The following is a 22,393-nucleotide window of genomic DNA, read 5'->3' as shown; positions in this document are numbered from 1 at the left end:
AAAACACGACTATTAATGTCGTGTTTTTCTGTTATTTTTGAATTTTAATTAAGATCTTCTATTTTCTAATCTTTCAGAACTTCCTCTTTGATTGCTATTCCCTCTAGTTTCAGATCCTCTGTCTGAGTTACCTCTGGAACTTGATTCTTGTCTTTGAGGTGCAACTTGAGTTGACGAACTGGTTCTATTTTGAGAATATTCTCTTGGTGTGCTTTCTCTTCTTGATGGTAAACTGTTTTCAGAATTTGATCTGCTTGAGCTATTAGCACGAGGGGATTCACTTCTTTGCGATTCTCTTTCGGTAGTTGTTGTACCTCTATTTTGCGAGTAGCTTCTATCAGATCTACTGTTTATAGTGTTTGAATCACCATTAGTTCTTGAGCTATATCTGTTGTTTTCAGTACTTGTAGCTATTCGATTTGAATTGGGATTACTCTCAGTGCGTGTTCTCCCTTGGGATTCATATCTGCCCGAAGTATTGTTTTGTGTGGTTCGGTTTCCTCTAGTATTGTCTGTATTGTATCCATTATCTGTAGTTCTTCGGCCGTAACTGTTCTCAACTCTGTAGCTTGTTCTTCTTTGATCTAGTTCATATCGGTTTGAGACAGCTACATTACGTCTTGAAAAGGCATAGTTAGGATATTGTTTTTCATAGCTATTACAACGTCTGGAATTATAAAGTATTACTGATCTGCTGCTTGATCTATAATTTACATAATTGTAGCTATTATAGCTATTTAAACATATTGAAATATTATTTCGATATCTAAAAACAGGAAAAGGATTCCAAGTATAATAGTACGAAGGGTAATATCCCCAGTTCCATCTCGAAGTATAGGCACGGTAAGAAGGTCTCCAAAATGATGCGTAAATTACAGGCGTAGTATAATACACGGGCTCATAAATATAATTTTCACCATACATGTATACATCGCCTATTACTTGTACCTGAACTTTATTGTTTCTATCTCTTTCAACATCTATTGTCGCTACATCTTGATATACATCTCTTTCAAGTACAGCTTGAACAACAATTAGGTGTGTGTTGCTCTCTACTGATTCTACAACTCTTAAATAATCAACTTGATTGTCATTATTTAAGTCTAGATTGGATATCTGAGCTTTTGGGTCGTTTAATCTTCTTTCAAAATCATCAAGATCTTTGGAATCACCAAAAATAGAGGCAATTGCTCTTAGGTCAAGATTATCACTTATTTCAGCATTCGTAGCGCTCACAGAGGTTCTGTCTTGTGCCTGTAACGTATTGACTAATAGTATAGTCATTACGCTGAATAGGAGTAGTTTGGTTTTCATATTATTTCGATTTAGTTTCACATGAAAGTGGTATCCAATTACTGTGCCAGTATTTTTTTAGCCAATTACAGTTGATTTTTAATTGTACATTAGCGTAAAATTATTATTTTATGAATTGTCGTTTTACCTTTGTTTTATGGATCCTTTTTACCATTTCTTGTAAAAGTCAAGTTGATGCTAATCAAACTAGTGTGGAAAGTTCCGTTTTTAAGAATGTAAGTATTGATACCTTATTTGAGGATAAAATTAGCATTCGATCTTTAGTGGTTGATGGTACTAAAATTTGGTATGCAGCTGATAAAAATCGATTCGGGTATTTTGATTTGGTAGCCAATAAAAAAACTGAAAGCAGAGTTTTAAAAGATACGTTGCAACTCGAATTTAGAAGTAGTGCACAAACTATAGATTACGTTTATGTTTTAAGTGTATCAAATCCTGCTTTGTTATATCAAATTTCAAAAAAAGATTTATCTTCTAAATTGGTCTATCAAGAAAATCATGAAAAGTTTTTTTTTGATAGTATGCAATTTTGGAACAATAAAAAAGGTATAGCTATGGGAGACCCCGTTTCTACGGGTTTAAATGTGATTGTTACTCGTGATGGCGGTGCTTCATGGGAAAAAGTTCCTGATGCACTAATGCCCAAAACCAGTTTAGGAGAAGCTGCTTTTGCGGCAAGCAACACTAATATTGTAGTAAAAGGGTCTTCAACTTGGATTGTTTCTGGGGGAGTTAAGTCAAGAGTTTTTTATTCGCCAAATAAAGGAAAGTCTTGGACTGTTTATGAAACGCCTATTGTACAAGGTAAAAGTATGACAGGGATATTCACGGCTGATTTTTATGATGAAAAAATAGGTTTTATATCTGGTGGAGATTATGAAAATAGAGATCAAAATCATTCTAATAAAGCCATAACTGTTGATGGAGGAAAAACTTGGAAACTAGTAGCTGAGAATGTTGCTTTTGGTTATGCATCTTGTGTACAATATGTGCCTAATAGTAAAGGGCAGGGTATTGTTACTGTGGGGTATTCTGGAATATTTTATTCTGGGGATGGAGGTATTTCTTGGAAACAATTAGCAACAGATTCAAAACTTAATACCATTCGTTTTATTAATGCAACCACAGCTGTTGCTGCTGGTCAAAATAAAATGATTCGGTTGCGATTCTATAAATAAAAACTACCCTCAGTATGCTAGACACTGAGGGTAGTTCTTGAATTAATAAAAAAGGAAATTAATTTTTTTGTCCGTTATTGCGGTATTGTTGGAGTAGCTTTTTATTGAAATCTTCTTCAGCCTTTTTTAATTTTACAATCTTTACAGCTGGTAAAAACGTTCTTAAATTTTGTAAAAAACGTTTTCGTACTAAAAATAATTCCTCTTCTGTACCTTCAATTTGGGCTAAAAAAAGTTTGGCTTCTTTCTCGGTAATTTTATCCAGTGAGCCATCACTCATTCTTTTCACATAAGACTTCATTTTTTGATGCCTTAATTCAAATTGTTTATCGTCATAAGTATTATAAACTGGCCAAAATTTTTCGGCTTCAGTGGTTGTAAATCCTATTTCAGTGGTAAAAAAAGCGACTTTTAAAACTTTAATTTGCTCTCTTTTTTCTTTCATACTTTCGCCTTGAGCGTAAAAATTAAAAGAAACAAATAATAAAGCAAGAAGTATTATTTTGGAATTGTTCATCGTGTTTTATTTAAATCTTTAAATTATTCTAAAATTAAATTTTCTAAATTAGCATTTGTTGAAAAATGTTCTTCAATAGTCTCGTCTTCTAGAGCAATTGGGGTTTTCATGTTTTCAATTTCTTCATAATTCAACCCATTTATCAAGTCGTACTGATTCATATTAGATTGATAGGTTATGTAATTTTCTATAGCAGCTGATTCCATTTCATCATTTATTACATTTTTATTTTGGAATAATAAAGGAATCGTTAAAGCGATCAAAAATACGGCCGCTATAGCCGAAAATAGTAAAGTCTTCTTTTTTTGAAAAATAGAAATTACTGGAGTTTCATTTTGTTCCAATTGCTGCAACATTCTTGCAGAAAAAGTGTCAAAATAATGATCTGGAACTTTAAATCCAGGCTCTATTTTAGGTTCGTTATCTAATTTAAATGTCTTCATAATAGTGTTTAGACCAATGTATTGCTAAAAGGTTTAAGTTGAGGAAACAAATGCTTCTATTTTTTTTACCGCAAGATGGTATGATGCTTTCAATCCGCCTACTGTTGTGCCTAAAATTTCAGATATTTCTTCATATTTCAGTTCTTGAAAGTATTTCATTTTAAAAACCAACTGTTGTTTTTCTGGTAATTTGGCTATGGCGCGTTGCAATTTTAATTGCATTTCATTACCATCAAAAAAAACATCAGCTTCAAGATTATCCAGCGTTTTGTTTTGCAAAGCTTCTGATGAAATGTTATTGGCTCGTGCTTTTTGTTTTAAGAAAGTTAAGGCTTCATTTGTTGCTATCCTGTACATCCATGAAAAAAGTTTACTATCTCCTTTAAAACCTTTAAGATGTTGAAATATTTTTATAAAACAGTTTTGTAAAACATCATCTGTATCATCGTGATTTAAAACAATGGTGCGAATGTGGTTGTATAAAGGTTTTTGATATTCCAATAACAACCGTTGAAACGCTTGATTTTGCGTTTTGGGGTTTAATAATTGGTTTATAAATTCCTGTTCTTCCTGCAAAATATGTTTTTTAGTATAAGACAGTTTTTGAATAATAAGGTTTAATACTGATGATTATTTTTTAAAATTCAGTTTCCTCTTTTTCCTCTATTGCAGGTGGTTCTAGTTTTCTGATTGGTGTGGTTGCTGCAGCAGTTGTAGTTTTTACAGGAACCATTACAGGAATTACTTTAGGTGGTAAAGGTACGTAAATTTCAGTTTCCCATTTTGAGGCATTTTTAACCTCTGTTTTATTGATTTTAAAAATTTCTAAATGACTAAAATTTGGATTTACAATAATCTTATTTTTAGCAATATAGGCATTTGATTGTTGGATGGCTTTGTTGATGTGGGTGTAGTTACCTGTTAATAAGGTTTTTACAGCTTCGAATGGTTCAAGGTTTCCAGATAAAATATCACTTCCTGAACTGGTTAAAATTCGATTCTTTGTAGGTACGCAAAAAGATATTTTGGCTAATCCTGTAGTGGTATTGTAACTATGAAAAAGTAAAAAAGGTTTTCCGTTTAATTCGATACCATTATTTGAGCAAAAAGTAGTTATGGTATTAAATATTATTAATGCATTTTTATACACACTAGGAAGCTTGCTGGTAAAGGTTTGTCTTAGGAAATTTGTTCCAGATTTAGTTGTTAATCCAATTACTTTTACATTGAATGTATTAGTCTCGAAAACCAAAGTTTTTTCTAATTTCTCTAAACTTTTCTCGTAAACGCGCCCCATTATTTTGTCAATTCCCCCTTTCATTGCAGCCATTATTTTCATGGTGAAGCTCATCTTTCCTTGAGATTTCCATGTAATTTTAGTTCCATTTAAGGTATCCTTAAAACGAAGAACAATTGATAGATCACTTCCCTTGTAATCCATTTTTTGGAAAATACTGTCGTTTTCTTTTGAAGAGAGGTTTTTTAAAGAGCCTGAATTATCTTGACTTTCCCATGTCATGGTAGCTCCATTTCCCGTTGATTTTTCTGAATATGAAAGTTGCGTTGTAGGGTCCTCTGTTGTCCAAGTTGCAAAATCCTCCCAGTTTCTTAAATCATTTACAAATTGATAAACTGTATTTTTTGGAGCTTTAATAATATGACTTCTTTCTACTGTGAAATCTCCTTTTTGGGTGGCTATAAATATGGTTAAAGCTACAAGACTTAACAAAAGTAAAAGAAAAATATATTTTAAAATTCGCATGATGGTTTAGTTTGTTAATTTTTGTAAAGTTATTGATTTTATTTAAAAGTATTTCAAACGCTAAAACTTTATAAATTGATTTTCTATAGCAGTAAAAGTACTATAGTATTTTATAACGAATAATTAATTGCTGTTTTTTTATGGTCTTATAAGTCCGTTATTGTTATCAATAAAAAAGCCCACAAAATGTGGACTAGTTAACAGGTAAAAAAAAACTACCTTTTAAAAAATACTTTAATTAAAAAGAGTATTCCAATGAATGCAATAAAACCTAACAAGATTTTATAGTTCCCTTTGTAAAATTCTTTGTGAATATTGATGTCCTTTCTATAAGAGTATATCGCGGCAATTACAAAAGCGATAAAAAATATGATTCCAAAAATGATTTGACCTTGACTGAACATGTTTTATAATTTTTTGTAAAATTAATCAATAGTTTAGAAATAGTTGCTATTTTGCTGTCTCATTTAATAAGAATCAACATGAAAAAACAATTTGACGCAGTAAAACAATTTCATTCAGCTTTTAAGTTAGGATTTCATGAGACGCCAGTAGCTAATTTAGGCGAAATGAAGCATATGCTTCGTTACAATTTGATGAAAGAGGAAAATGAAGAGTACCTAGAAGCGGTCAAAAACAATGATTTGGTAGAAATAGCTGATGCTCTTGGTGATATGATGTATATTTTATGTGGAACTATTATAGCCCATGGATTACAGGATAAAATGGAAGCCGTATTTGAAGCCATCCAGCTTAGCAACATGAGTAAATTAAATAGTGACGGAACTCCTATTTATCGTGAAGATGGTAAAGTGATGAAAGGACCTCATTATTTTAAACCCGATTTTTCAAGTATATTAAAGCAGGAATGAAAAAAAGTGATTTCCGAGAGAAAATCACTTTTTTTATTTTATTGGATTCAAAGTTATATTTTAACGGTCCAGCCAAAAGTATCTTCTTCAAGTTTATTTTGAATGTTTGTTAATTTTTCTTTCAGTAGAATGGCCACTGAATGATCCACTTTAGGGAGATCATAATAAACATCTTGGAATGAGAATCCTGATATTGGACTAATAACTGCCGCTGTTCCAGCACCAAATATTTCTTTTAACGATCCATTTTTTGCTGCTTCAACTAATTCTGATACTAGTACAGAACGAACTTCAACGTCAATCCCTTCACTTTTTGCTAAGTCAATAAGGGTTTTTCGCGTTACACCATCAAGAATTCTTTCGCTAACTGGTGCAGTCAATAAGGTGTCGTTTATTCTGAAAAACACATTCATAGTTCCCGCTTCTTCTAGCTTAGTGTGGGTAGCATCGTCTGTCCAAATAACTTGTTGAAAACCTTCTTGATTTGCTAAAGTAGTAGGGTAAAATTGTGCAGCATAGTTACCGGCAGCTTTTGCAGCACCAATTCCTCCATTTGCAGCTCTACTGTAGTGTTCAGCAATAAGAACCTTAACATCTCCAGAATAATAAGAGGTAACTGGAGATAGTATAATCATGAATTTATAATCGTTTGATGGATTTGCTATCACACCTGTTCCTGTAGCAATCATAAAAGGTCTTATGTACATTGAGTTTCCGTTCCCTTTTTTAATCCAGGCTTCGTCTAGTTGAAGCAATTGGTTTAATCCAGACATAAAAATAGCTTCAGGAACTTCGGGCATTGCCATACGTACCGCAGATTTATTAAAACGATTGTAGTTTTCGTCAGGTCTAAAAAGCCAAATGTCATCATTTGTATCTTTGTAAGCCTTCATTCCTTCAAATATTGCTTGTCCGTAATGAAAAACCCTTGTTGATGGATCTATCAAAAATGGAGCATATGGCTTAATGACAGGGTTTTGCCATTCACCGTTTTTGAAATCACATTCAAATAAATGGTCAGTAAAAACAGAACCAAAGCTTAAGTTTTCAAAATCTACATCATTTATTTTTGATGTTGTGGCTTTTATAGTTTCAATTTTAGTAGTTAGAGTGTTACTCATAATAGTTTACTGTTTGTTTATTTTTGGTTCAAACAAAAAAATAATTCTTATTAATTAAGTATTACTTATTGTTTAATGCCTGCAAAATTAAATAAAAAACAATGAATACTTTTATGCAATTCGTTTAATTCTGCTTTAAATGTGTGATTTGTTAGTTATTTAAAAAAATACCTTCAAGATGTTTCATTTTATTAGCGTTTTCTAAAAAATACGGACAGTATGTAAAATAAAGTTTTTGTTTTCACTAATTTTGGTAAAAACTTCTGTTTATATTCATTTATACCTATACTATTTATTTTGAAAAGAGAGATTATTCAAACCTTAGATGGTTCTACAACTATTCGTTTACCTGATTGGGATGAATGTTACCACTCAAAACACGGTGCTATACAAGAGGCAGAGCATGTTTTTATCAAAAACGGATTGGCACTTTTTCCTGATTCAAAAGTGTCTATTTTAGAAATTGGTTTTGGAACGGGGCTCAATGCCTTTATCACTTTTTTAGAATCGATAAAAAGAAATCAAACCATTAATTATGTAGGAGTAGAGGCGTATCCTGTTGCTGCAGATGAAGTTTTGGCAATGAATTACGTAGCTGAACTAGATGCAGCGCAACATGCTGCAATTTTTGAGGTTTTACACACCAGTAATTGGGAGGAAAAAAATACTCTTGCAAACCATTTTGAAATTACAAAAAGAAAACAATTTTTTGAAGAAATCGATGATATCGAGTTGTTTGATTTGATTTATTTTGATGCTTTTGGGTATAGAGTACAGCCGGATTTATGGAGTACAGCAATATTTGAAAAAATGTATAAAGCCCTAAAGAAAGAAGGAGTTCTAGTAACATATGCTGCAAGAGGAGTAGTTAAAAGAAGTATGATTGAAGTTGGTTTTACGGTAGAGAAACTTGCTGGACCTCCAGGCAAACGCGAGATGTTTAGAGCATTTAAAAAGTAATTTTATTGGGTTATAAATTCAAAATTTATTTTCAAAACTAAAAACAAAGTTAAATAATAGTGAGATGAAAATATTTTTATACTAAATTTACATTGTTTAAAATAAGAAATTTAAATAAATTGCACTATGTCGAAAATAATGTATGACTATACAAAAACAATTTTAGAAAGGGTAAGTTTTGACCCTGCATTGTTTTGTAAAGAGTTAGAAAAAGCAATAAAAGCATTATTGCCATACGAAATGGAGCTTTTAAGAGAATGGCTGTTAAATTACACCGTAAGCAAGCCCGAGTTAAAACAGTGTTTAATATTAGTAAATTCATAAAAAAAATAAGGAACCTAAGTGTTCCTTATTTTTTTGACATAGAACTAATAATTTGTACGTTTTGAAATACAATAGCTCCTTTAATGACTCCAGCGATTGTTGATCTTAAGGCATCAATGATTTGAATTTTTAATTCGCTTTTAGGGAAAATTAAGCTTACCTCTCTGGCAGGTTTTGGTTCCTTAAAGTGTCTCAGTTTTAGAGCGTCACTTTCTTTAAGGTCTAAGGTGTGTAGGTAAGGTAATAATGTTGTTCCTAGGCCTTCATCAGCAAGTTTAATTAGGGTTTCAAAACTTCCGCTTTCAATCTGGAAATGACTGGTTTCGTTTCTATCTCCGCTTTTACAAAGATTCAAGATCCCATCTCTAAAACAATGACCATCTTGAAGTAATAAAATTTCGTCTAAATTTAAATCAGATACTTCAATTTCATTTTTTTGAAAATGATGATGGCTCTCTGGTATGTAAGCAACAAAGGGTTCATAGTAGAGCACTATTTCTTTAATTTTTTCTTCAAGTAAAGGCGTAGCGGCAATTCCAGCATCTAGATGGCCGTTGTTGAGTTTTGTTATAATTTCATTTGTGTTTAATTCTTCAATTATAAGTTTAACTTTAGGATATTTCTTTATAAAATTATTCAAAAACATAGGCAAAAGCGTAGGCATAATGGTAGGAATGATTCCAAGTCTAAATTCACCACCAATAAACCCTTTTTGTTGTTCCACAATATCTTGAATACGATCAGCCTCTACAACTATATTTTTTGCTTGGTTAACAATTTTTTGTCCAATGTCTGTAAGCTGTATCGGTTTTTTTGTTCTATCAAAAATTTGAATACTCAATTCCTCTTCAATTTTTTGAATTTGCATACTCAATGTGGGTTGCGTAACAAAACATTTTTCAGCTGCAAGTGTGAAATTTTTATGTTCTGCAACTGCCAAAACATATTTTAGTTGTGTAATTGTCATGTATAGTATTTTATGATACAAAGATAAAAACAATCAATTTACTTTATGATTAATTTGTAAATATTATGCAAAACATTAATACTTGTCGGTTTTTTGTTTAAAAAAATTAAATGATTACAATTTAAAATATTTATTATCTTTATCCCAAGATTGCACATAACTTAATTTATTATCTTTTCAACAATTTTGTAGTTCTATTTACTTGAATTTATTACTTTATCAATGAAAGTGTTTGCGCGTTTTTTTTTATTTTTATTTTTATTTTTAGCTTTCTTAGCTGCGCCCACTATTGTAATTATTATTAAAAAGAGCTGTGACATTTCTGTATTCTTTGATTTTGCCGAAGAGGAAGAAGACTCTCAAAAGGAAATAAAGAATTTTGTTTATCAAGAATTGGTAAATATTGATCTTATTAATGTTTCTTTTGAAGAAATTGAGTTTCTTTTTTCAAATAAGATAGCTAAACATGATAATGTAATCTCTTTTATTTTTGCACCTCCTCCTAACTTAGGGTAATGTAATTTTCTAGAAAAAAATGTCTATATCTTTTTGATATGGATAATTCTTTGTATATCAATTATCATTATCTTATGAAAAACAAAAATAATCTTTTTGCTCACCTCAAGTCTGATTTTGCATCTGGATTAGTGGTTTTTTTAGTTGCGCTTCCGTTGTGTCTAGGTATTGCTTTGGCAAGTGGGGCACCCTTATTTTCAGGTATTATTTCAGGAGTTGTTGGAGGAATTGTAGTAGGCTATTTAAGTCAATCGCATTTAAGTGTTTCAGGACCTGCGGCTGGTTTAACAGCAATTGTTCTAACAGCAATTACCGATTTAGGTTCATTTAATTCTTTTCTTTTGGCAGTTTTAATCGCTGGAATTCTTCAGTTAATTCTAGGTTTTGTTAAAGCAGGAACAATTTCAAATTATTTTCCAAATAATGTTATTGAAGGAATGCTAGCAGGGATTGGAGTCATTATTATTCTAAAACAAATTCCTCACGCTTTCGGTTATGATCCAGACTTTGAAGGTGACGAATCCTTTTTTCAAGTTGATGGTCAAAATTCTTTTTCTGAAATTTTTCAAATTGTTAATCATGTTCAATTAGGTTCTATAATTATAGCTTTACTATCTTTAGGGATTTTGATTCTTTGGAATAAAGTAGCATTTTTGAACAAAATCAAATTAGTACCACCTGCTTTAATTGCTGTAATAGTGAGCATTCTATTAAATGAATTTTTTATTCAATCAGGTAGTGATTTAGCTATAGTAAAAGAGCATTTGGTGAGTTTGCCTGTTCCATCTACTTTAGAAGAATTTAAAAAAATCATTGTTACTCCAGATTTCACCTCAATTTCAAATTCAAAGGTTTGGATTGTTGCTATTACAATTACAGTGGTTGCTTCCATAGAAACGTTATTGTGTATTGAAGCGTCTGATAGAATGGATGCATTAAAAAGATTTACCAACACTAATGTTGAGTTAAAAGCACAAGGAATAGGCAATATTTTGAGTGCACTTTTAGGAGGTTTACCAATGACCTCCGTTGTCGTTAGAACTACAGCCAATAATAGTGCAGGAGCAAAATCAAAAATGTCGGCGATAATTCACGGTGTACTTTTGTTAGTAAGTGTTTTAGCAATTCCATCATTATTAAATAAAATTCCATTAGCAACATTGGCGGCAGTTTTATTATTAGTTGGTTATAAATTAGCATTTCCTAATATCAAGCATTTTTTACATTATATGCCAAAAGAAATTAATCTATTGATTACTTCGTTGGTAGGTATAAAAATTGCTTATGATGCGGTTCATAAATTTAATAATGTTGTTATTTTTTTCACGACTATTTCTCTAATTATTTTAATTTTTTGTTTTTTTAAATTCAAAAGAGATATTGATTTTAAAAAAACAATTACACGTAATCAGTATTTGTATTTTCCTTTTTTTGCAACTACAATTGCAGTTATATTCACTGATTTACTTAAAGGTGTAGCGCTTGGTATCTTTATTAGTATCATTTTTGTATTAAAAGGAAATTTAAAACGCGCTTATAACTTTCGAAAAGAGAAGTATGAATCAGGTGATGTTATTCACATTGATTTGGCTCAAGAAGTTTCGTTTTTAAATAAAGCAGCCATCAAGCAAACTTTGAATGACATTCCTGAAAAGTCAAAGGTAATTATTGATGCTAAAGACACCGTTTATATTGCTCACGATATTTTAGATCTTATTCATGAGTTCAAAACAATTAAAGCTGTTGATAAAAAAATAAAAGTAAAACTGAAAGGATTTAAAGATGCTTACGAACTTGAAAACTCGGATGATTCTAACAATCATGTCACATTTGGACATTATTATGATGCAGCTAAACGAGTTATGGTTAAGAAGCCCATTGGAGATGAAATAGATTTTTAGTTTAAAAGAATTATATAAGCTATTAGAAAAAAATTTAGAAACATTAAATTAAAATAGAATGAGTGATTTTTATAAAAAAATATTAGATAATAATAAAAAATGGGTTGAAACATCACTAGCAAGTGATCCTAATTTTTTTGCTGATTTAGCCAAAGGTCAAACACCACCATTATTATGGATTGGATGTTCAGATAGTCGTGTTCCGGCTAATGAAATTGTAGGCGCAAAGCCAGGAGAAGTTTTTGTTCATCGAAACATTGCTAATATGGTGGTGCACACAGATATGAATATGCTAAGCGTTTTAGATTATGCTGTAAATGTTCTAAAAGTAAAGCATGTAATCGTATGTGGGCATTATGGTTGTGGTGGGGTTAAGGCCGCTATGGGTAATCAATCTATTGGTATTATTGACAACTGGATTCGTCATATTAAAAATGTGTACCGCTTACATAATACTTACTTAGACAGTATTGAAGATGAAACAGAGCGTTTCAATACTTTTGTAGAGCTCAATGTAAAGGAACAGGTTTTTGATTTAGCAAAAACATCTATTGTTCAAGGAGCATGGAGAAACAATCAGGATCTTACGTTGCATGGATGGGTATACGGTTTAAATTCAGGTTTTGTAACAGATTTAAATGTAAACATAAGCTCAGAAGATGACCTTGATGAAGTATACCAATTAAAATTTTAAATTATTTAAGGCCCAAAAAGTAAATAGCTTTTTGGGTTTTTTTATTCTTCGTCGAGGTTTTCGTTGAACGCATTGGGTAGTAGAGTAGGAATGAATTTTATCAAAATAGGCAATAATAAACTTCCCCCTGGGAGTAAAAAAATAGTCAAAGATGGTATGGTTTTACAAATTTCTAACAATTGTTTTTTGACTTTTTTCTTTTCTTTTTCATCAAGATCTCTTCGGGTTGAATAAGCAAGTAAAACCATTAACTCCTTACTTTGATAGATTTCTTTTAATAATCGATTTTTATTTCTACTTATTAACGTGACAACGCTCTGTGTTGTTTGATCGTAAAAATGTTTTACCGGATTTGAATAATTAAAATATGGAATGTCTTTTTTGTGTAGTGCAATAAAAACAGTTGTGCTTTTTAAGCTTTGTACTACAAATGAATCATTAATGTTTAGAATAGTGCCAAGTGAGTGTAAAAAATAATTTTCTTCATTTTCAATTTCTCCATCGCTCCATAAAGCCATACAGGCTAGATCTATCAAATAATATTTTTCAAGATCATTTGTAAAATAATCCAGTTGTAGTGTATCTAAGTTCTGTGTTGTTTCTTTAGAAAACTTACTGTATCGTATTGATGCCTCAAAAAGTTTGATTAAAAGATCATCATATTGTGATTTTTTTGATTTTATTTTCAGAGCAATAGTCACCACATTTACTATGGTTTCTTCTATTTTTTTTAAATACTTTTCTGGAATTTCTCCTTGAACAAGATACTGTTGAAATGCAATAACATCTATGAATAATAAAGCATTGGTAACCAAGTGTGAAAAATTTTTATTGATAATACTCTCGTTCGTTTGTACTCGATCATCAATAATTTTTTCAAGTGTAAGCGCTAGTGAATCTTTGGGTAATATTTTTTTAAATAAATTAAATCCTTCAGGATTCATTTGATGATAAAAAGCTACCGTTTCTTTTATGAAAAGATCACTTTGATTTTCTCCTTTTGTCAAACAAAAAACATCATAGAGTAGTGTAAGTAATGCTACCTTTGATATTTCATCTTTAAACCAGCCTTTGGTTTGAATTTGAGTAGGTGTGTTAAAACCAATGATATGTCCATAGATAAAACCGGTTGCTCTTACTTTTTCATAAAAGGCATCAGCGGTTAGTGCAACTGATTTTGTTGAAAAATCTTGCTCACTAAAAAATTTGTCTATCCAACCTATTGCTGACGGGTTAATCATTGTTTTAATTTCAGATTACAAAGCTATTCTTTTTTAGATAAGTTTTTCAACCATTAATTTAGTTTAACAAAAGAATTACAAATGCTTTAAATTATGCAAAAAAAAAATAACAATATAACCTTTTAGTCTTCTATCGAAATTAAAGTAGTAGGGACAATGGGAGTGAAATTTAAGGTCAATATTGCTGATTTAATTATTTATCAGTAATATTAATTAGTAGTTTAACCTGATGTAATATTTTGATTTTCTCGTAGCTGTAGTATTCAAATTTAACCAAGTCTCAAAAAATATTGAGACTTGGTTTGCAGGAAAGTATATTAAAAAAAAAAATATTAAGAATTAAATAGTTGTTCTGCTTTTTCCCAGTTAATAACATTCCAAAAAGAGTTAATGTAATCAGCTCTTCGGTTTTGATTTTTGAGATAATAAGCATGTTCCCAAACATCTAAGGCTATGATTGGTTTACCTTTAAGACCTTTTCCTTTCAAACGCATTATAGGATTGTCTTGATTGGCTGTGGAACCAATTATGAGTTGACCATCTTTAACTACTAGCCATGCCCAACCTGAACCAAAACGTTTCATAGAAGCGTCAGCAAATTGTTTTTTGAATTCATCAAATGATCCAAAACTACTAGTAATTGCTTCGGCTAGTTTCCCCTTGGGCAAACCACCTCCAGCAGGAGATAGTAACTCCCAAAATAAGGTGTGATTGTAATGGCCTCCAGCATTATTTCGTATTGAATCAGGAAACTGTGACATTTTTTCAAATATAGTTTCGAGTGAGCTAGAAGATTCAACAAGTTTTTTATCAAGAGTTTCTATTGCCTTATTTAAGTTGGTTACGTAGGCTTGATGGTGCTTTCCATAATGAATTTCCATTGTGGCTTTATCTATGTGAGGCTCAAGAGCATCAGTAGAAAAAGGTAATTTTGGCAATACAAATGGTCCTCCTTCAAAGCTATTAGTTAACATATCGCTCCCAGTTTCTTCGGGTAGGGGCTGAGTAGTATTTGCAAAAGCGTCCTGTAATAAAGTATTCCCTATCAAGGTTACTGTTGAAAGTATTGCTGTTTGCTTTAAAAAACTTCTTCTGCTAGTATTATTTTCCATTAGTTTTTTTGTTTTGACGTGCCTTAATATTTAATTTATAAAATTATGTAAATACATTTCAAATGGGGTTAAGAAAGACTTAAATTTTTGGATGTTTTATTTTTATTGGTTGTTTAAAAATATTTTGAATTAAATTATATAAAATTCATTTCAATTCGGTGTTCAACTTCTTTGTAATTTTGGTATTCACAATCGCGTTGAGACCTAAGATAAATTAGGGTTCTTTTAACTTCTAGATAGTAATCTTATTTCAAATGAATAAAAGAAAGTTGGCTAAAGATGGTTTGAGCCTTTTAAAACGAACCTATGAAGAGTTTGAAAATGATAATGCAATCAAATTGAGTGCATCTTTATCTTATTTTACTATTTTTTCGTTACCTCCATTATTAATAATTATACTGTCTATTTTTAGTTTTTTCTTTGGAAAAGAGGCTGTTACTGGGCGGTTTTTTGGTCAAATAAACGGTATGGTAGGCAATCAAGCTGCTTTGCAAATTCAAGAGACTATTAAGAATATTGAACTTTCAGATAGTAATACTTTTGCAGCCATCTTTGGTGGAATCATGCTTCTTATTGGAGCCTCGGGAGTTTTTGCTGAAATTCAAAGTTCTATCAATTTTATTTGGGGTTTAAGAGCAAAACCTAATAAAGGGATCATGAAGTTTGTTAAGAACAGATTAATGTCTTTTTCAATGATTGCATCTGTAGGGTTCTTGCTCATGGTAAGTTTAATGCTCAATACAGTTATGGATGTTATAAATGCACGTTTGATAGTTTATTTTCCTGATACAACGGTATACATTTTTTATGTACTCAATATTATATTGCTTTTTTTTACAACAACTGTTTTGTTTTCGGTGATTTTTAAAACATTACCAGATGGCGAAATAGTGTGGAAAGATGCCTTAATAGGTTCTGGTTTTACTTCTTTCTTTTTTATGATAGGGAAATTTGCAATAGGTTTTTACTTAGGAAGCTCAACGGTTGCCACTGTTTATGGTGCAGCAGGCTCTATTGTAATTATTTTAGTTTGGGTTTATTACTCGGCAATTATATTATATTTTGGAGCTGAGTTTACCAAAGTATATGCCAATGCTCATGGCAATAAAATTGTCCCAAACGACTATGCAGTAGCCATTAAAGTAGAAGTACTAGAGGTGAAAGAAGTGAAATAATTTTTTTGAAATATTTATTGGATCTTATTTTATTTAAATATCATTTTTAAGTAGTGGAAGATTTTTTAAAAATAGTTTACATAAAAAAACCGCCTTGTTTTTTTCAGGTACAAGGCGGTTAAAAAAAAAACTAAAAACTAACTTTTATTAGAAACAATATTCATTTTCTGCTACTAGTTTAGCAGTGATTATTTCTCTTAATGCCACTACATTTGGCATGTTTGTGTATTTTGTAAAACGACGTAATCCCATTAACATCATACGTTGCTCATCACCTTCAGCAAAAGAAATAATGCTTTCTTTTCCTTTTTGGTTTACAATATCAACGGCTTTGTACAAGTAAAGTTTAGCCATTGCAATTTGCTCTTGAACTTTGTCTTCTCCCTCTTTTTTGGCTAATTTTTCAGTTCTCAAGATAGTACTTTCTGCCATGTAAACTTCTATTAGCATATCCGAAGCAGCCATTAATAATTGTTGGTGTGCATCTAAGTCAGCTCCAAATTTTTGAACAGCACTACCAGCAACCATCAAGAAAGATTTCTTTAAGTTTTTGATGATTTCTTTTTCCTCTGCAAATAATTCTGAGTAGTCTGGTGTGTCAAATGATGGAATTCCCATCAACTCTTCAGATACTTTCATAGCAGGTCCTAATAAATCAACATGCCCTTTCATTGCTTTTTTAATTAACATACCTACTGAAAGCATTCTGTTAATCTCATTTGTACCTTCGTAAATACGAGCAATTCTGGCATCTCTCCAAGCACTTTCCATTGGAGTATCTTCAGAGAATCCCATACCTCCAAAAATTTGAATTCCTTCATCAGAACAGTTTTGAACGTCTTCTGATACAGCAACTTTCAAAATAGAGCATTCTATAGCATATTCTTCAACACCTTTTAATTCAGCTTCTTGATGAGAAGTTCCTTCTGCTTCACGAGCGATGATTCTGTCTTCAATATCTTTTGCTGCACGGTAAGAAGCACTTTCTCCTGCGTAGCAAGAAGTTGCCATCTCAGCTAATTTAGAACGAATTGCACCAAATTGAGAAATAGCTGTATTAAATTGGATTCTCTCATTAGCATATTTCACAGATCCTGTGATTACTCTACGTTGTGCATCAAGACATGCTGCTGCCAATTTGATACGACCTACGTTTAGTGCGTTCATCGCTATTTTAAAACCGTTACCTCTTTCTGATAACATGTTTTCAACAGGAACTTTTGTTTCGTTAAAGAAAACTTGACGAGTAGATGAAGCACGAATTCCTAGTTTATGCTCTTCTTCACCCATTGAAATTCCGTTGTTATCCGTATTTTCAACTATGAAACCTGTAATGTTTTTATCATCACCAATTCTAGCAAAAACAATAAACAAGCTACAGAAACCTGCATTTGATATCCACATTTTTTGACCAGTGATAGAATAATGTGTACCATCTTCAGATAAAACTGCTTTAGTTTTTCCTGAATTTGCATCAGATCCAGCTCCTGGTTCCGTTAGGCAATAAGCACCAAACCACTCTCCTGAAGCAAGTTTAGGTACGTATTTTAATTTTTGCTCCTCAGATCCATATAATGTGATTGGCATAGTACCAATACCTGTATGAGCTCCAAAAGCAGTTGAGAACGATCCAGTTGCTCCAGAAATGTAATCGCACACTAACATAGTTGATACAAACCCCATTCCTAATCCACCGTAAGCTTCAGGAACTGCAACTCCTAAAAGTCCTAATTCACCTGCTTTTCTCATGGATTCTTCTGTGTAAGCATAATCCTTTTTTTCAAAACGATCTTTGTGAGCCCACAATTCTTTGTCTACAAACTCTTTTACAGAGTCACGCATCATTAATTGCTCTTCTGTAAAATCTTCAGGTGTGAAAATATCTTCACATTTTGTTTCTTTAACTAAAAACTGACCACCACGGGTTACGTTTTTTTCAATTGTATCTGCCATTTTTTTATTTTTTTAATATGTTTTTATTTTAAATCTAAGCTTACAAAAGTTCGTAAATACCTGCAGAACCTTGACCAGTCCCTACACACATGCTTACAATTCCGTACTTGCTTCCTCTACGTTTCATTTCATCAAATAGTTGTACTGATAATTTTGCTCCCGTACATCCTAGTGGATGACCTAATGCAATGGCACCTCCATTTACATTAATGATTTCTGGATTTAAGTCTAATTCACGGGTTACAGCTAATGCTTGAGAAGCAAAAGCTTCGTTTAACTCAATTAAATCAATGTCATTAATTGTCAAACCTGCTTGTTTTAAAACCTTTGGGATTGCTTTTACTGGTCCAATACCCATAATTCTTGGTTCAACTCCTGCCGAAGCGAAATTTACCAAACGAGCAATTGGCTCTAAGTTGTACTCTTTTACCATTTCTTCGCTCATGATCAACACAAAAGCGGCACCATCACTCATTTGTGATGAGTTTCCTGCAGTCACACTACCATTTGCTTCAAAAACAGGACGTAATCCAGCCAAAGCTTCTTTTGATGTTCCAGCTCTTGGACCTTCGTCTTTATTTACAACGTATGATTTGGTTTCTTTTTTTCCGTTTTCATTAAGGAATGTTTGTTCCACTGTAATAGGAACAATTTGCTTGTCAAATTTACCATCAGCTTGAGCTTGTAAAGCTTTCATGTGAGAGTGGTATGCAAATTCATCTTGATCCTCACGAGATACTTTAAATTGTTGTGCTACTGCCTCAGCAGTAAGACCCATTCCCCAGTAGTAATCCTCGTTTCCAGCTTTTGCAACAGCATAATCCGGAGTTGGTTTGTAACCTCCCATTGGGATAAAACTCATGCTTTCAGCTCCACCTGCAATGATACAATGTGCCATTCCTGATTGAATTTTAGCTGTAGCCATACCAATAGTTTCCAAACCAGAAGCGCAATATCTATTAACAGTTACACCAGGAACATCTTCTACTTTTAAACCCATTAAAGAAATAAGTCTTGCAACGTTTAGTCCTTGTTCTGCCTCTGGCATTGCATTTCCTACCATAACGTCATCAATGCGTGTTTTATCAAAACTTGGCAACTCATTCATCATAAACTCGATGGTTTCTGCTGCTAATTCATCAGGACGTTTAAATCTGAACACTCCTTTTGGGGCTTTCCCCACGGCTGTTCTGTATGCTTTTACTATATAGGCTGTTTTCATAACTAGTATTTTGAATTTTGACTCGTAAATTTTTAAACGATAATAATTTTTAATTTATAAGTCTTAATTTATTGTTTAAAATTAATTTCTCAACGGTTTCCCTTTGGTCAACATAAATTGGATTCTTTCTAATGTTTTTCTTTCTGTACATAATGACAAGAAAGCTTCTCTTTCGATATCCAATAAATATTGTTCGCTTACTAGTGTTGGCTCAGATAAATCACCACCTGCCATTACGTAAGCTAGTTTATTAGCTATTTTTTTATCATGTTCAGAGATGTATTTTCCAGCTTCCATTTGATCTGTACCTACTAAGAACATACCAAGAGCTTGTTTTCCTAGTACTTTTACATCCTTTCTACGTATTGGTTGTGTGTAACCAGCTTCGGCCATCAATAGAGCATGTTTTTTTGCTTCTGCAATCTGTCTGTCTTTATTGATTACAATAATATCTTTACCGTGCTGTAATAATCCACTGTCAAATGCTTCGTATCCTGATGTAGATACTTTTGCCATTGCAATAGTCAAGAAATATTCTTGCAGTACATTTAACTCCACATCATTTTTATGGAATAAATCAGAGGCACGCATAGCCAATTCTTTAGATCCACCACCGCCAGGAATAACCCCAACACCAAATTCAACTAATCCCATATAGGTTTCTGCCGCAGCTACAACTTTGTCAGCATGCAAACTCATTTCGCAACCACCACCAAAAGTCATTCCGTGTGGTGCTACTACAACTGGAATTCCAGAGTAACGTACGCGCATCATCGTGTCTTGGAACATTTTGATAGCCATATTCAATTCATCATACTCTTGCTCCACAGCCATCATGAAAATCATTCCAATATTAGCACCTACAGAGAAGTTTGCTGCTTGATTCCCAATAACCAATCCTTGATATTCTTTCTCAGATAAATCAATTGCTTTATTGATAGCTTGTAAAACATCACCACCAATTGTATTCATTTTAGATTGGAATTCTAAATTCAATATTCCATCTCCTAAATCTTGGATGATTGCACCGCTGTTACTCCAAACTTTTTTGCTTTCGCGAATATTATTTAGAATAATAAAGGCATCTTGTCCTGGAATTTTTGTTTGTGATTTTGTATCAATATTATAGAAAAACGTAGATCCTTCTTTTACTGAATAGAAACTAGTGTTTCCAGAAGCTAACATTTCATTTACCCATGCAGCAGGAGCTAAACCTTCTGCTTTCATGATTTCAATTCCTTTTTCAACACCTATAGCATCCCAAATTTCAAATGGTCCATTTTCCCATCCAAAACCTGCTTTCATAGCATCGTCTATCTTGTAAAATTCATCTGCAATTTCAGGAATTCGGTTAGACACATAAGCAAATAATCCAGCAAAACTTTTTCTGTAAAATTCACCTGCTTTATCTTTTCCTTTTACAAGAACTTTAAAACGGTTGATTGGTTTATCAATAGTTTTGGTAAGTTCAAGTGTTGCAAAAGATGCTTTTTTTGCAGCTCTATATTCTAATGTATCTAGATCTAAGGTTAAGATTTCTTTTCCTTCTTTTTTATAAAATCCTTGTCCTGTTTTGCTACCCAACCATTTGTTTTCCATCATGGTGTTTACAAATCCAGGAAGTTTAAACAAGTCGTGTTGCTCATCATTTGGACAGTTTTCATAAATACCATTGGCAACATGAACTAAAGTATCTAAACCTACAACATCAACAGTTCTAAAGGTAGCCGATTTTGGACGACCAATAACAGGTCCCGTTAATTTATCAACTTCTTCAATAGTAAGTCCCATTTCTTTTACCAAGTGAAACAAACTTTGAATTCCATAAATTCCAATACGGTTTCCAATAAACGCTGGAGTATCTTTGGCCAAAACCGAAGTTTTCCCTAAAAACTTCTCTCCATAAACGGTAAGAAAATCTAAAACCTCTGTGCTTGTTTGTGGCCCAGGAATAATTTCAAATAATTTTAAGTAACGCGCTGGGTTAAAAAAGTGGGTTCCACAAAAATGCTTTTGAAAATCTTCACTTCTACCTTCACTCATAAAGTGAATAGGAATACCAGAAGTGTTAGAAGTAACCAATGTTCCAGGTTTTCTAAATTTTTCAATTTGTTCAAAAACTAATTTTTTAATATCAAGTCTTTCTACAACAACCTCAATAATCCAATCTACACCAGCAATTTTTGCCATGTCATCTGTTGTATTACCAGTTGAGATGCGGTTTGCAAATTTTTGACTGTAAATAGGAGATGGCTTTGATTTTAAAGCTGTAGCTAAACTATCATTTACCAATCGATTTCTAACAATTTTACTCTCTAGTGTGAGTCCTTTTTTTGCTTCGGCATCCGTTAATTCTCTTGGGATAATATCCAAAAGCAATACTTCAACTCCAATGTTAGCAAAATGACAAGCAATTCCAGAACCCATAATTCCGGATCCTATTACTGCAACTTTTTTGATGGTGCGTTTCATACTTCGTTTATATTTATTTTTTTTTAATTTGTATTGATTTATCTATGTAGTGATACATTTGACTCTAATTCAACTGTTTCCTCAGTGTTTACTTTTTCGACAAGCACATCAAGTGAGTTGTTGTTGTTGTTGTTGTTGTTGTTGTTGTTGTTGTTGTTGTTGTTGTTGTTGTTGTTGTTGTTGTTGTTGTTGTTGTTGTTGTTGAAAATGTTTTTTTCTACAATTAATTCGTTAATAATATCAGCAACTTCAATAAAGTGTTGTAGTTTTTCTTCTGAAATTGATTTCCGTACGGCATCATTAAATTTTAGAACTGTATTTTTCGAAAGCTCTCTTTTTTCTTTTCCAAATTCTGTTAAGTAAATCAATACTCCACGTCCATCCTCAGGATTTTTCTTGCGAATAATCAAGCCCTTTTCTTCCATGGATTTAAGAGTTCTGGTTAAGCTTGTGGCTTCCATTCCCATTTTAGGTCCTAATGAAGTTGAGGGTGTGCCTCCTTCTTTATCTATGCTCAGTAATGCAAAACCAGTTGCCATGCTAGCATCATATTTAGATGCCTCTTCATTGTACATTCTTGCGACAGCCTGCCAAGTTGCTCTTAATATGTAATCTATTGTTTTATCTTTCATGGGAGACTATATCGATT

General features: G+C 32.3%; 20 protein-coding genes and 1 pseudogene. 8 read left to right on the top strand and 13 right to left on the bottom strand.

Going from position 1 to position 22,393, the window contains the following annotated elements; genetic code table 11:
- Positions 1-48: 48 nt before the first annotated feature.
- On the bottom strand, positions 49-1,314 hold the full coding sequence (locus FJV36_RS12680; protein ID WP_158729459.1) for a hypothetical protein: 1,266 nt from the start codon (positions 1,312-1,314) through the stop codon (positions 49-51).
- A 110-nt stretch (positions 1,315-1,424) separates the two neighbouring features.
- Between FJV36_RS12680 and FJV36_RS12675 the strand changes: the two genes are divergently transcribed.
- Positions 1,425-2,492, top strand: a complete 1,068-nt coding sequence (locus FJV36_RS12675) for an oxidoreductase (RefSeq protein ID WP_158981179.1) — start codon at positions 1,425-1,427, stop codon at positions 2,490-2,492.
- Positions 2,493-2,550: 58 nt separating this feature from the next.
- Here FJV36_RS12675 and FJV36_RS12670 read toward each other — a convergent pair whose 3' ends face one another.
- The 4 genes from FJV36_RS12670 to FJV36_RS12655 all read right to left on the bottom strand — a co-directional run bounded on the left by FJV36_RS12670 (position 2,551) and on the right by FJV36_RS12655 (position 5,214).
- Positions 2,551-3,009, bottom strand: a complete 459-nt coding sequence (locus FJV36_RS12670) for a sensor of ECF-type sigma factor (RefSeq protein ID WP_158729457.1) — start codon at positions 3,007-3,009, stop codon at positions 2,551-2,553.
- A 23-nt stretch (positions 3,010-3,032) separates the two neighbouring features.
- Positions 3,033-3,452: a hypothetical protein gene (locus FJV36_RS12665; protein ID WP_158729456.1), complete on the bottom strand. Its 420-nt coding sequence runs from the start codon at positions 3,450-3,452 to the stop codon at positions 3,033-3,035.
- A 33-nt stretch (positions 3,453-3,485) separates the two neighbouring features.
- The gene (locus tag FJV36_RS12660) at positions 3,486-4,028 is read right to left on the bottom strand and encodes an RNA polymerase sigma factor (RefSeq protein ID WP_158729455.1); all 543 of its coding nucleotides are present in this window, start codon (positions 4,026-4,028) and stop codon (positions 3,486-3,488) included.
- A gap of 61 nt (positions 4,029-4,089) precedes the next feature.
- On the bottom strand, positions 4,090-5,214 hold the full coding sequence (locus FJV36_RS12655) for an SRPBCC family protein (RefSeq protein ID WP_158729454.1): 1,125 nt from the start codon (positions 5,212-5,214) through the stop codon (positions 4,090-4,092).
- A 482-nt stretch (positions 5,215-5,696) separates the two neighbouring features.
- On the opposite strand from FJV36_RS12655, the gene FJV36_RS12650 reads away from it, so the two are divergent.
- A complete protein-coding gene (locus FJV36_RS12650) occupies positions 5,697-6,086 on the top strand; it encodes a nucleoside triphosphate pyrophosphohydrolase family protein (protein ID WP_158729480.1) in 390 nt (129 codons plus the stop codon).
- 53 nt (positions 6,087-6,139) lie between these two features.
- On the opposite strand, the gene FJV36_RS12645 is transcribed toward FJV36_RS12650, so the two are convergent.
- The gene (locus FJV36_RS12645; RefSeq protein WP_158729453.1) at positions 6,140-7,207 is read right to left on the bottom strand and encodes a branched-chain amino acid aminotransferase; all 1,068 of its coding nucleotides are present in this window, start codon (positions 7,205-7,207) and stop codon (positions 6,140-6,142) included.
- Positions 7,208-7,504: 297 nt separating this feature from the next.
- On the opposite strand from FJV36_RS12645, the gene mnmD reads away from it, so the two are divergent.
- Positions 7,505-8,167 (top strand): tRNA (5-methylaminomethyl-2-thiouridine)(34)-methyltransferase MnmD, encoded by a 663-nt coding sequence (gene mnmD, locus FJV36_RS12640; protein WP_158729452.1) that lies wholly within the window; start codon positions 7,505-7,507, stop codon positions 8,165-8,167.
- Between the two features lie 126 nt (positions 8,168-8,293).
- Entirely contained in the window at positions 8,294-8,491 is a 198-nt protein-coding gene (locus FJV36_RS12635; protein ID WP_158729451.1) for a hypothetical protein, read from the top strand.
- Positions 8,492-8,516: 25 nt separating this feature from the next.
- Here the strand turns inward: FJV36_RS12635 and FJV36_RS12630 are convergent, their stop codons facing one another.
- On the bottom strand, positions 8,517-9,458 hold the full coding sequence (locus FJV36_RS12630; RefSeq protein WP_158729450.1) for a LysR substrate-binding domain-containing protein: 942 nt from the start codon (positions 9,456-9,458) through the stop codon (positions 8,517-8,519).
- Positions 9,459-9,680: 222 nt separating this feature from the next.
- Between FJV36_RS12630 and FJV36_RS12625 the strand changes: the two genes are divergently transcribed.
- The 3 genes from FJV36_RS12625 to can all read left to right on the top strand — a co-directional run bounded on the left by FJV36_RS12625 (position 9,681) and on the right by can (position 12,569).
- On the top strand, positions 9,681-9,974 hold the full coding sequence (locus tag FJV36_RS12625) for a hypothetical protein (RefSeq protein WP_158729449.1): 294 nt from the start codon (positions 9,681-9,683) through the stop codon (positions 9,972-9,974).
- A gap of 74 nt (positions 9,975-10,048) precedes the next feature.
- A complete protein-coding gene (locus tag FJV36_RS16515; RefSeq protein ID WP_233264589.1) occupies positions 10,049-11,875 on the top strand; it encodes a SulP family inorganic anion transporter in 1,827 nt (608 codons plus the stop codon).
- 58 nt (positions 11,876-11,933) lie between these two features.
- Entirely contained in the window at positions 11,934-12,569 is a 636-nt protein-coding gene (can, locus tag FJV36_RS12610; RefSeq protein ID WP_158729448.1) for a carbonate dehydratase, read from the top strand.
- A gap of 41 nt (positions 12,570-12,610) precedes the next feature.
- Here can and FJV36_RS12605 read toward each other — a convergent pair whose 3' ends face one another.
- On the bottom strand, positions 12,611-13,810 hold the full coding sequence (locus tag FJV36_RS12605; protein WP_158729447.1) for an LETM1-related biofilm-associated protein: 1,200 nt from the start codon (positions 13,808-13,810) through the stop codon (positions 12,611-12,613).
- Positions 13,811-14,142: 332 nt separating this feature from the next.
- Positions 14,143-14,784 carry a superoxide dismutase gene (locus FJV36_RS12600; RefSeq protein ID WP_158729479.1) on the bottom strand — a complete coding sequence of 214 codons (642 nt, stop codon included), beginning with the start codon at positions 14,782-14,784 and terminating at the stop codon, positions 14,143-14,145.
- A gap of 392 nt (positions 14,785-15,176) precedes the next feature.
- Between FJV36_RS12600 and FJV36_RS12595 the strand changes: the two genes are divergently transcribed.
- Positions 15,177-16,097: a YihY/virulence factor BrkB family protein gene (locus tag FJV36_RS12595; RefSeq protein ID WP_158729446.1), complete on the top strand. Its 921-nt coding sequence runs from the start codon at positions 15,177-15,179 to the stop codon at positions 16,095-16,097.
- Positions 16,098-16,244: 147 nt separating this feature from the next.
- Here FJV36_RS12595 and FJV36_RS12590 read toward each other — a convergent pair whose 3' ends face one another.
- The 4 genes and pseudogenes from FJV36_RS12590 to FJV36_RS12575 all read right to left on the bottom strand — a co-directional run.
- Entirely contained in the window at positions 16,245-18,050 is a 1,806-nt protein-coding gene (locus FJV36_RS12590; RefSeq protein WP_158729445.1) for an acyl-CoA dehydrogenase family protein, read from the bottom strand.
- Between the two features lie 40 nt (positions 18,051-18,090).
- Positions 18,091-19,272 (bottom strand): acetyl-CoA C-acyltransferase, encoded by a 1,182-nt coding sequence (locus FJV36_RS12585; protein WP_158729444.1) that lies wholly within the window; start codon positions 19,270-19,272, stop codon positions 18,091-18,093.
- A gap of 81 nt (positions 19,273-19,353) precedes the next feature.
- Positions 19,354-21,744: a 3-hydroxyacyl-CoA dehydrogenase/enoyl-CoA hydratase family protein gene (locus FJV36_RS12580; RefSeq protein WP_158729443.1), complete on the bottom strand. Its 2,391-nt coding sequence runs from the start codon at positions 21,742-21,744 to the stop codon at positions 19,354-19,356.
- 179 nt (positions 21,745-21,923) lie between these two features.
- Positions 21,924-22,376 (bottom strand): annotated as a pseudogene (locus FJV36_RS12575) (MarR family winged helix-turn-helix transcriptional regulator); the annotation flags it as partial.
- Between the last annotated feature and the right edge of the window lie 17 nt (positions 22,377-22,393).

This window comes from Flavobacterium sp. I-STPP5a (assembly GCF_009764685.1).
Classification (GTDB): domain Bacteria; phylum Bacteroidota; class Bacteroidia; order Flavobacteriales; family Flavobacteriaceae; genus Flavobacterium.
Note: the sequence above shows the minus strand (reverse complement) of the source record. Positions and strands in the feature narration are given on the sequence as shown.

Bases quoted from the DNA above. Each gene is read 5' to 3' on its own strand.
- FJV36_RS12650 (WP_158729480.1), top strand. From the start codon at position 5,697: ATGAAAAAACAATTTGACGCAGTAAAACAATTTCATTCAGCTTTTAAG.
- FJV36_RS12600 (WP_158729479.1), bottom strand. From the start codon at position 14,784: ATGTTAACTAATAGCTTTGAAGGAGGACCATTTGTATTGCCAAAATTA.
- can (WP_158729448.1), top strand. From the start codon at position 11,934: ATGAGTGATTTTTATAAAAAAATATTAGATAATAATAAAAAATGGGTT.
- FJV36_RS12590 (WP_158729445.1), bottom strand. From the start codon at position 18,050: ATGGCAGATACAATTGAAAAAAACGTAACCCGTGGTGGTCAGTTTTTA.
- FJV36_RS16515 (WP_233264589.1), top strand. From the start codon at position 10,049: ATGAAAAACAAAAATAATCTTTTTGCTCACCTCAAGTCTGATTTTGCA.
- FJV36_RS12665 (WP_158729456.1), bottom strand. From the start codon at position 3,452: ATGAAGACATTTAAATTAGATAACGAACCTAAAATAGAGCCTGGATTT.
- FJV36_RS12670 (WP_158729457.1), bottom strand. From the start codon at position 3,009: ATGAACAATTCCAAAATAATACTTCTTGCTTTATTATTTGTTTCTTTT.
- FJV36_RS12580 (WP_158729443.1), bottom strand. From the start codon at position 21,744: ATGAAACGCACCATCAAAAAAGTTGCAGTAATAGGATCCGGAATTATG.
- FJV36_RS12585 (WP_158729444.1), bottom strand. From the start codon at position 19,272: ATGAAAACAGCCTATATAGTAAAAGCATACAGAACAGCCGTGGGGAAA.
- FJV36_RS12635 (WP_158729451.1), top strand. From the start codon at position 8,294: ATGTCGAAAATAATGTATGACTATACAAAAACAATTTTAGAAAGGGTA.
- FJV36_RS12675 (WP_158981179.1), top strand. From the start codon at position 1,425: ATGAATTGTCGTTTTACCTTTGTTTTATGGATCCTTTTTACCATTTCT.
- FJV36_RS12680 (WP_158729459.1), bottom strand. From the start codon at position 1,314: ATGAAAACCAAACTACTCCTATTCAGCGTAATGACTATACTATTAGTC.
- FJV36_RS12645 (WP_158729453.1), bottom strand. From the start codon at position 7,207: ATGAGTAACACTCTAACTACTAAAATTGAAACTATAAAAGCCACAACA.
- FJV36_RS12655 (WP_158729454.1), bottom strand. From the start codon at position 5,214: ATGCGAATTTTAAAATATATTTTTCTTTTACTTTTGTTAAGTCTTGTA.
- FJV36_RS12630 (WP_158729450.1), bottom strand. From the start codon at position 9,458: ATGACAATTACACAACTAAAATATGTTTTGGCAGTTGCAGAACATAAA.
- FJV36_RS12605 (WP_158729447.1), bottom strand. From the start codon at position 13,810: ATGATTAACCCGTCAGCAATAGGTTGGATAGACAAATTTTTTAGTGAG.
- FJV36_RS12625 (WP_158729449.1), top strand. From the start codon at position 9,681: ATGAAAGTGTTTGCGCGTTTTTTTTTATTTTTATTTTTATTTTTAGCT.
- FJV36_RS12595 (WP_158729446.1), top strand. From the start codon at position 15,177: ATGAATAAAAGAAAGTTGGCTAAAGATGGTTTGAGCCTTTTAAAACGA.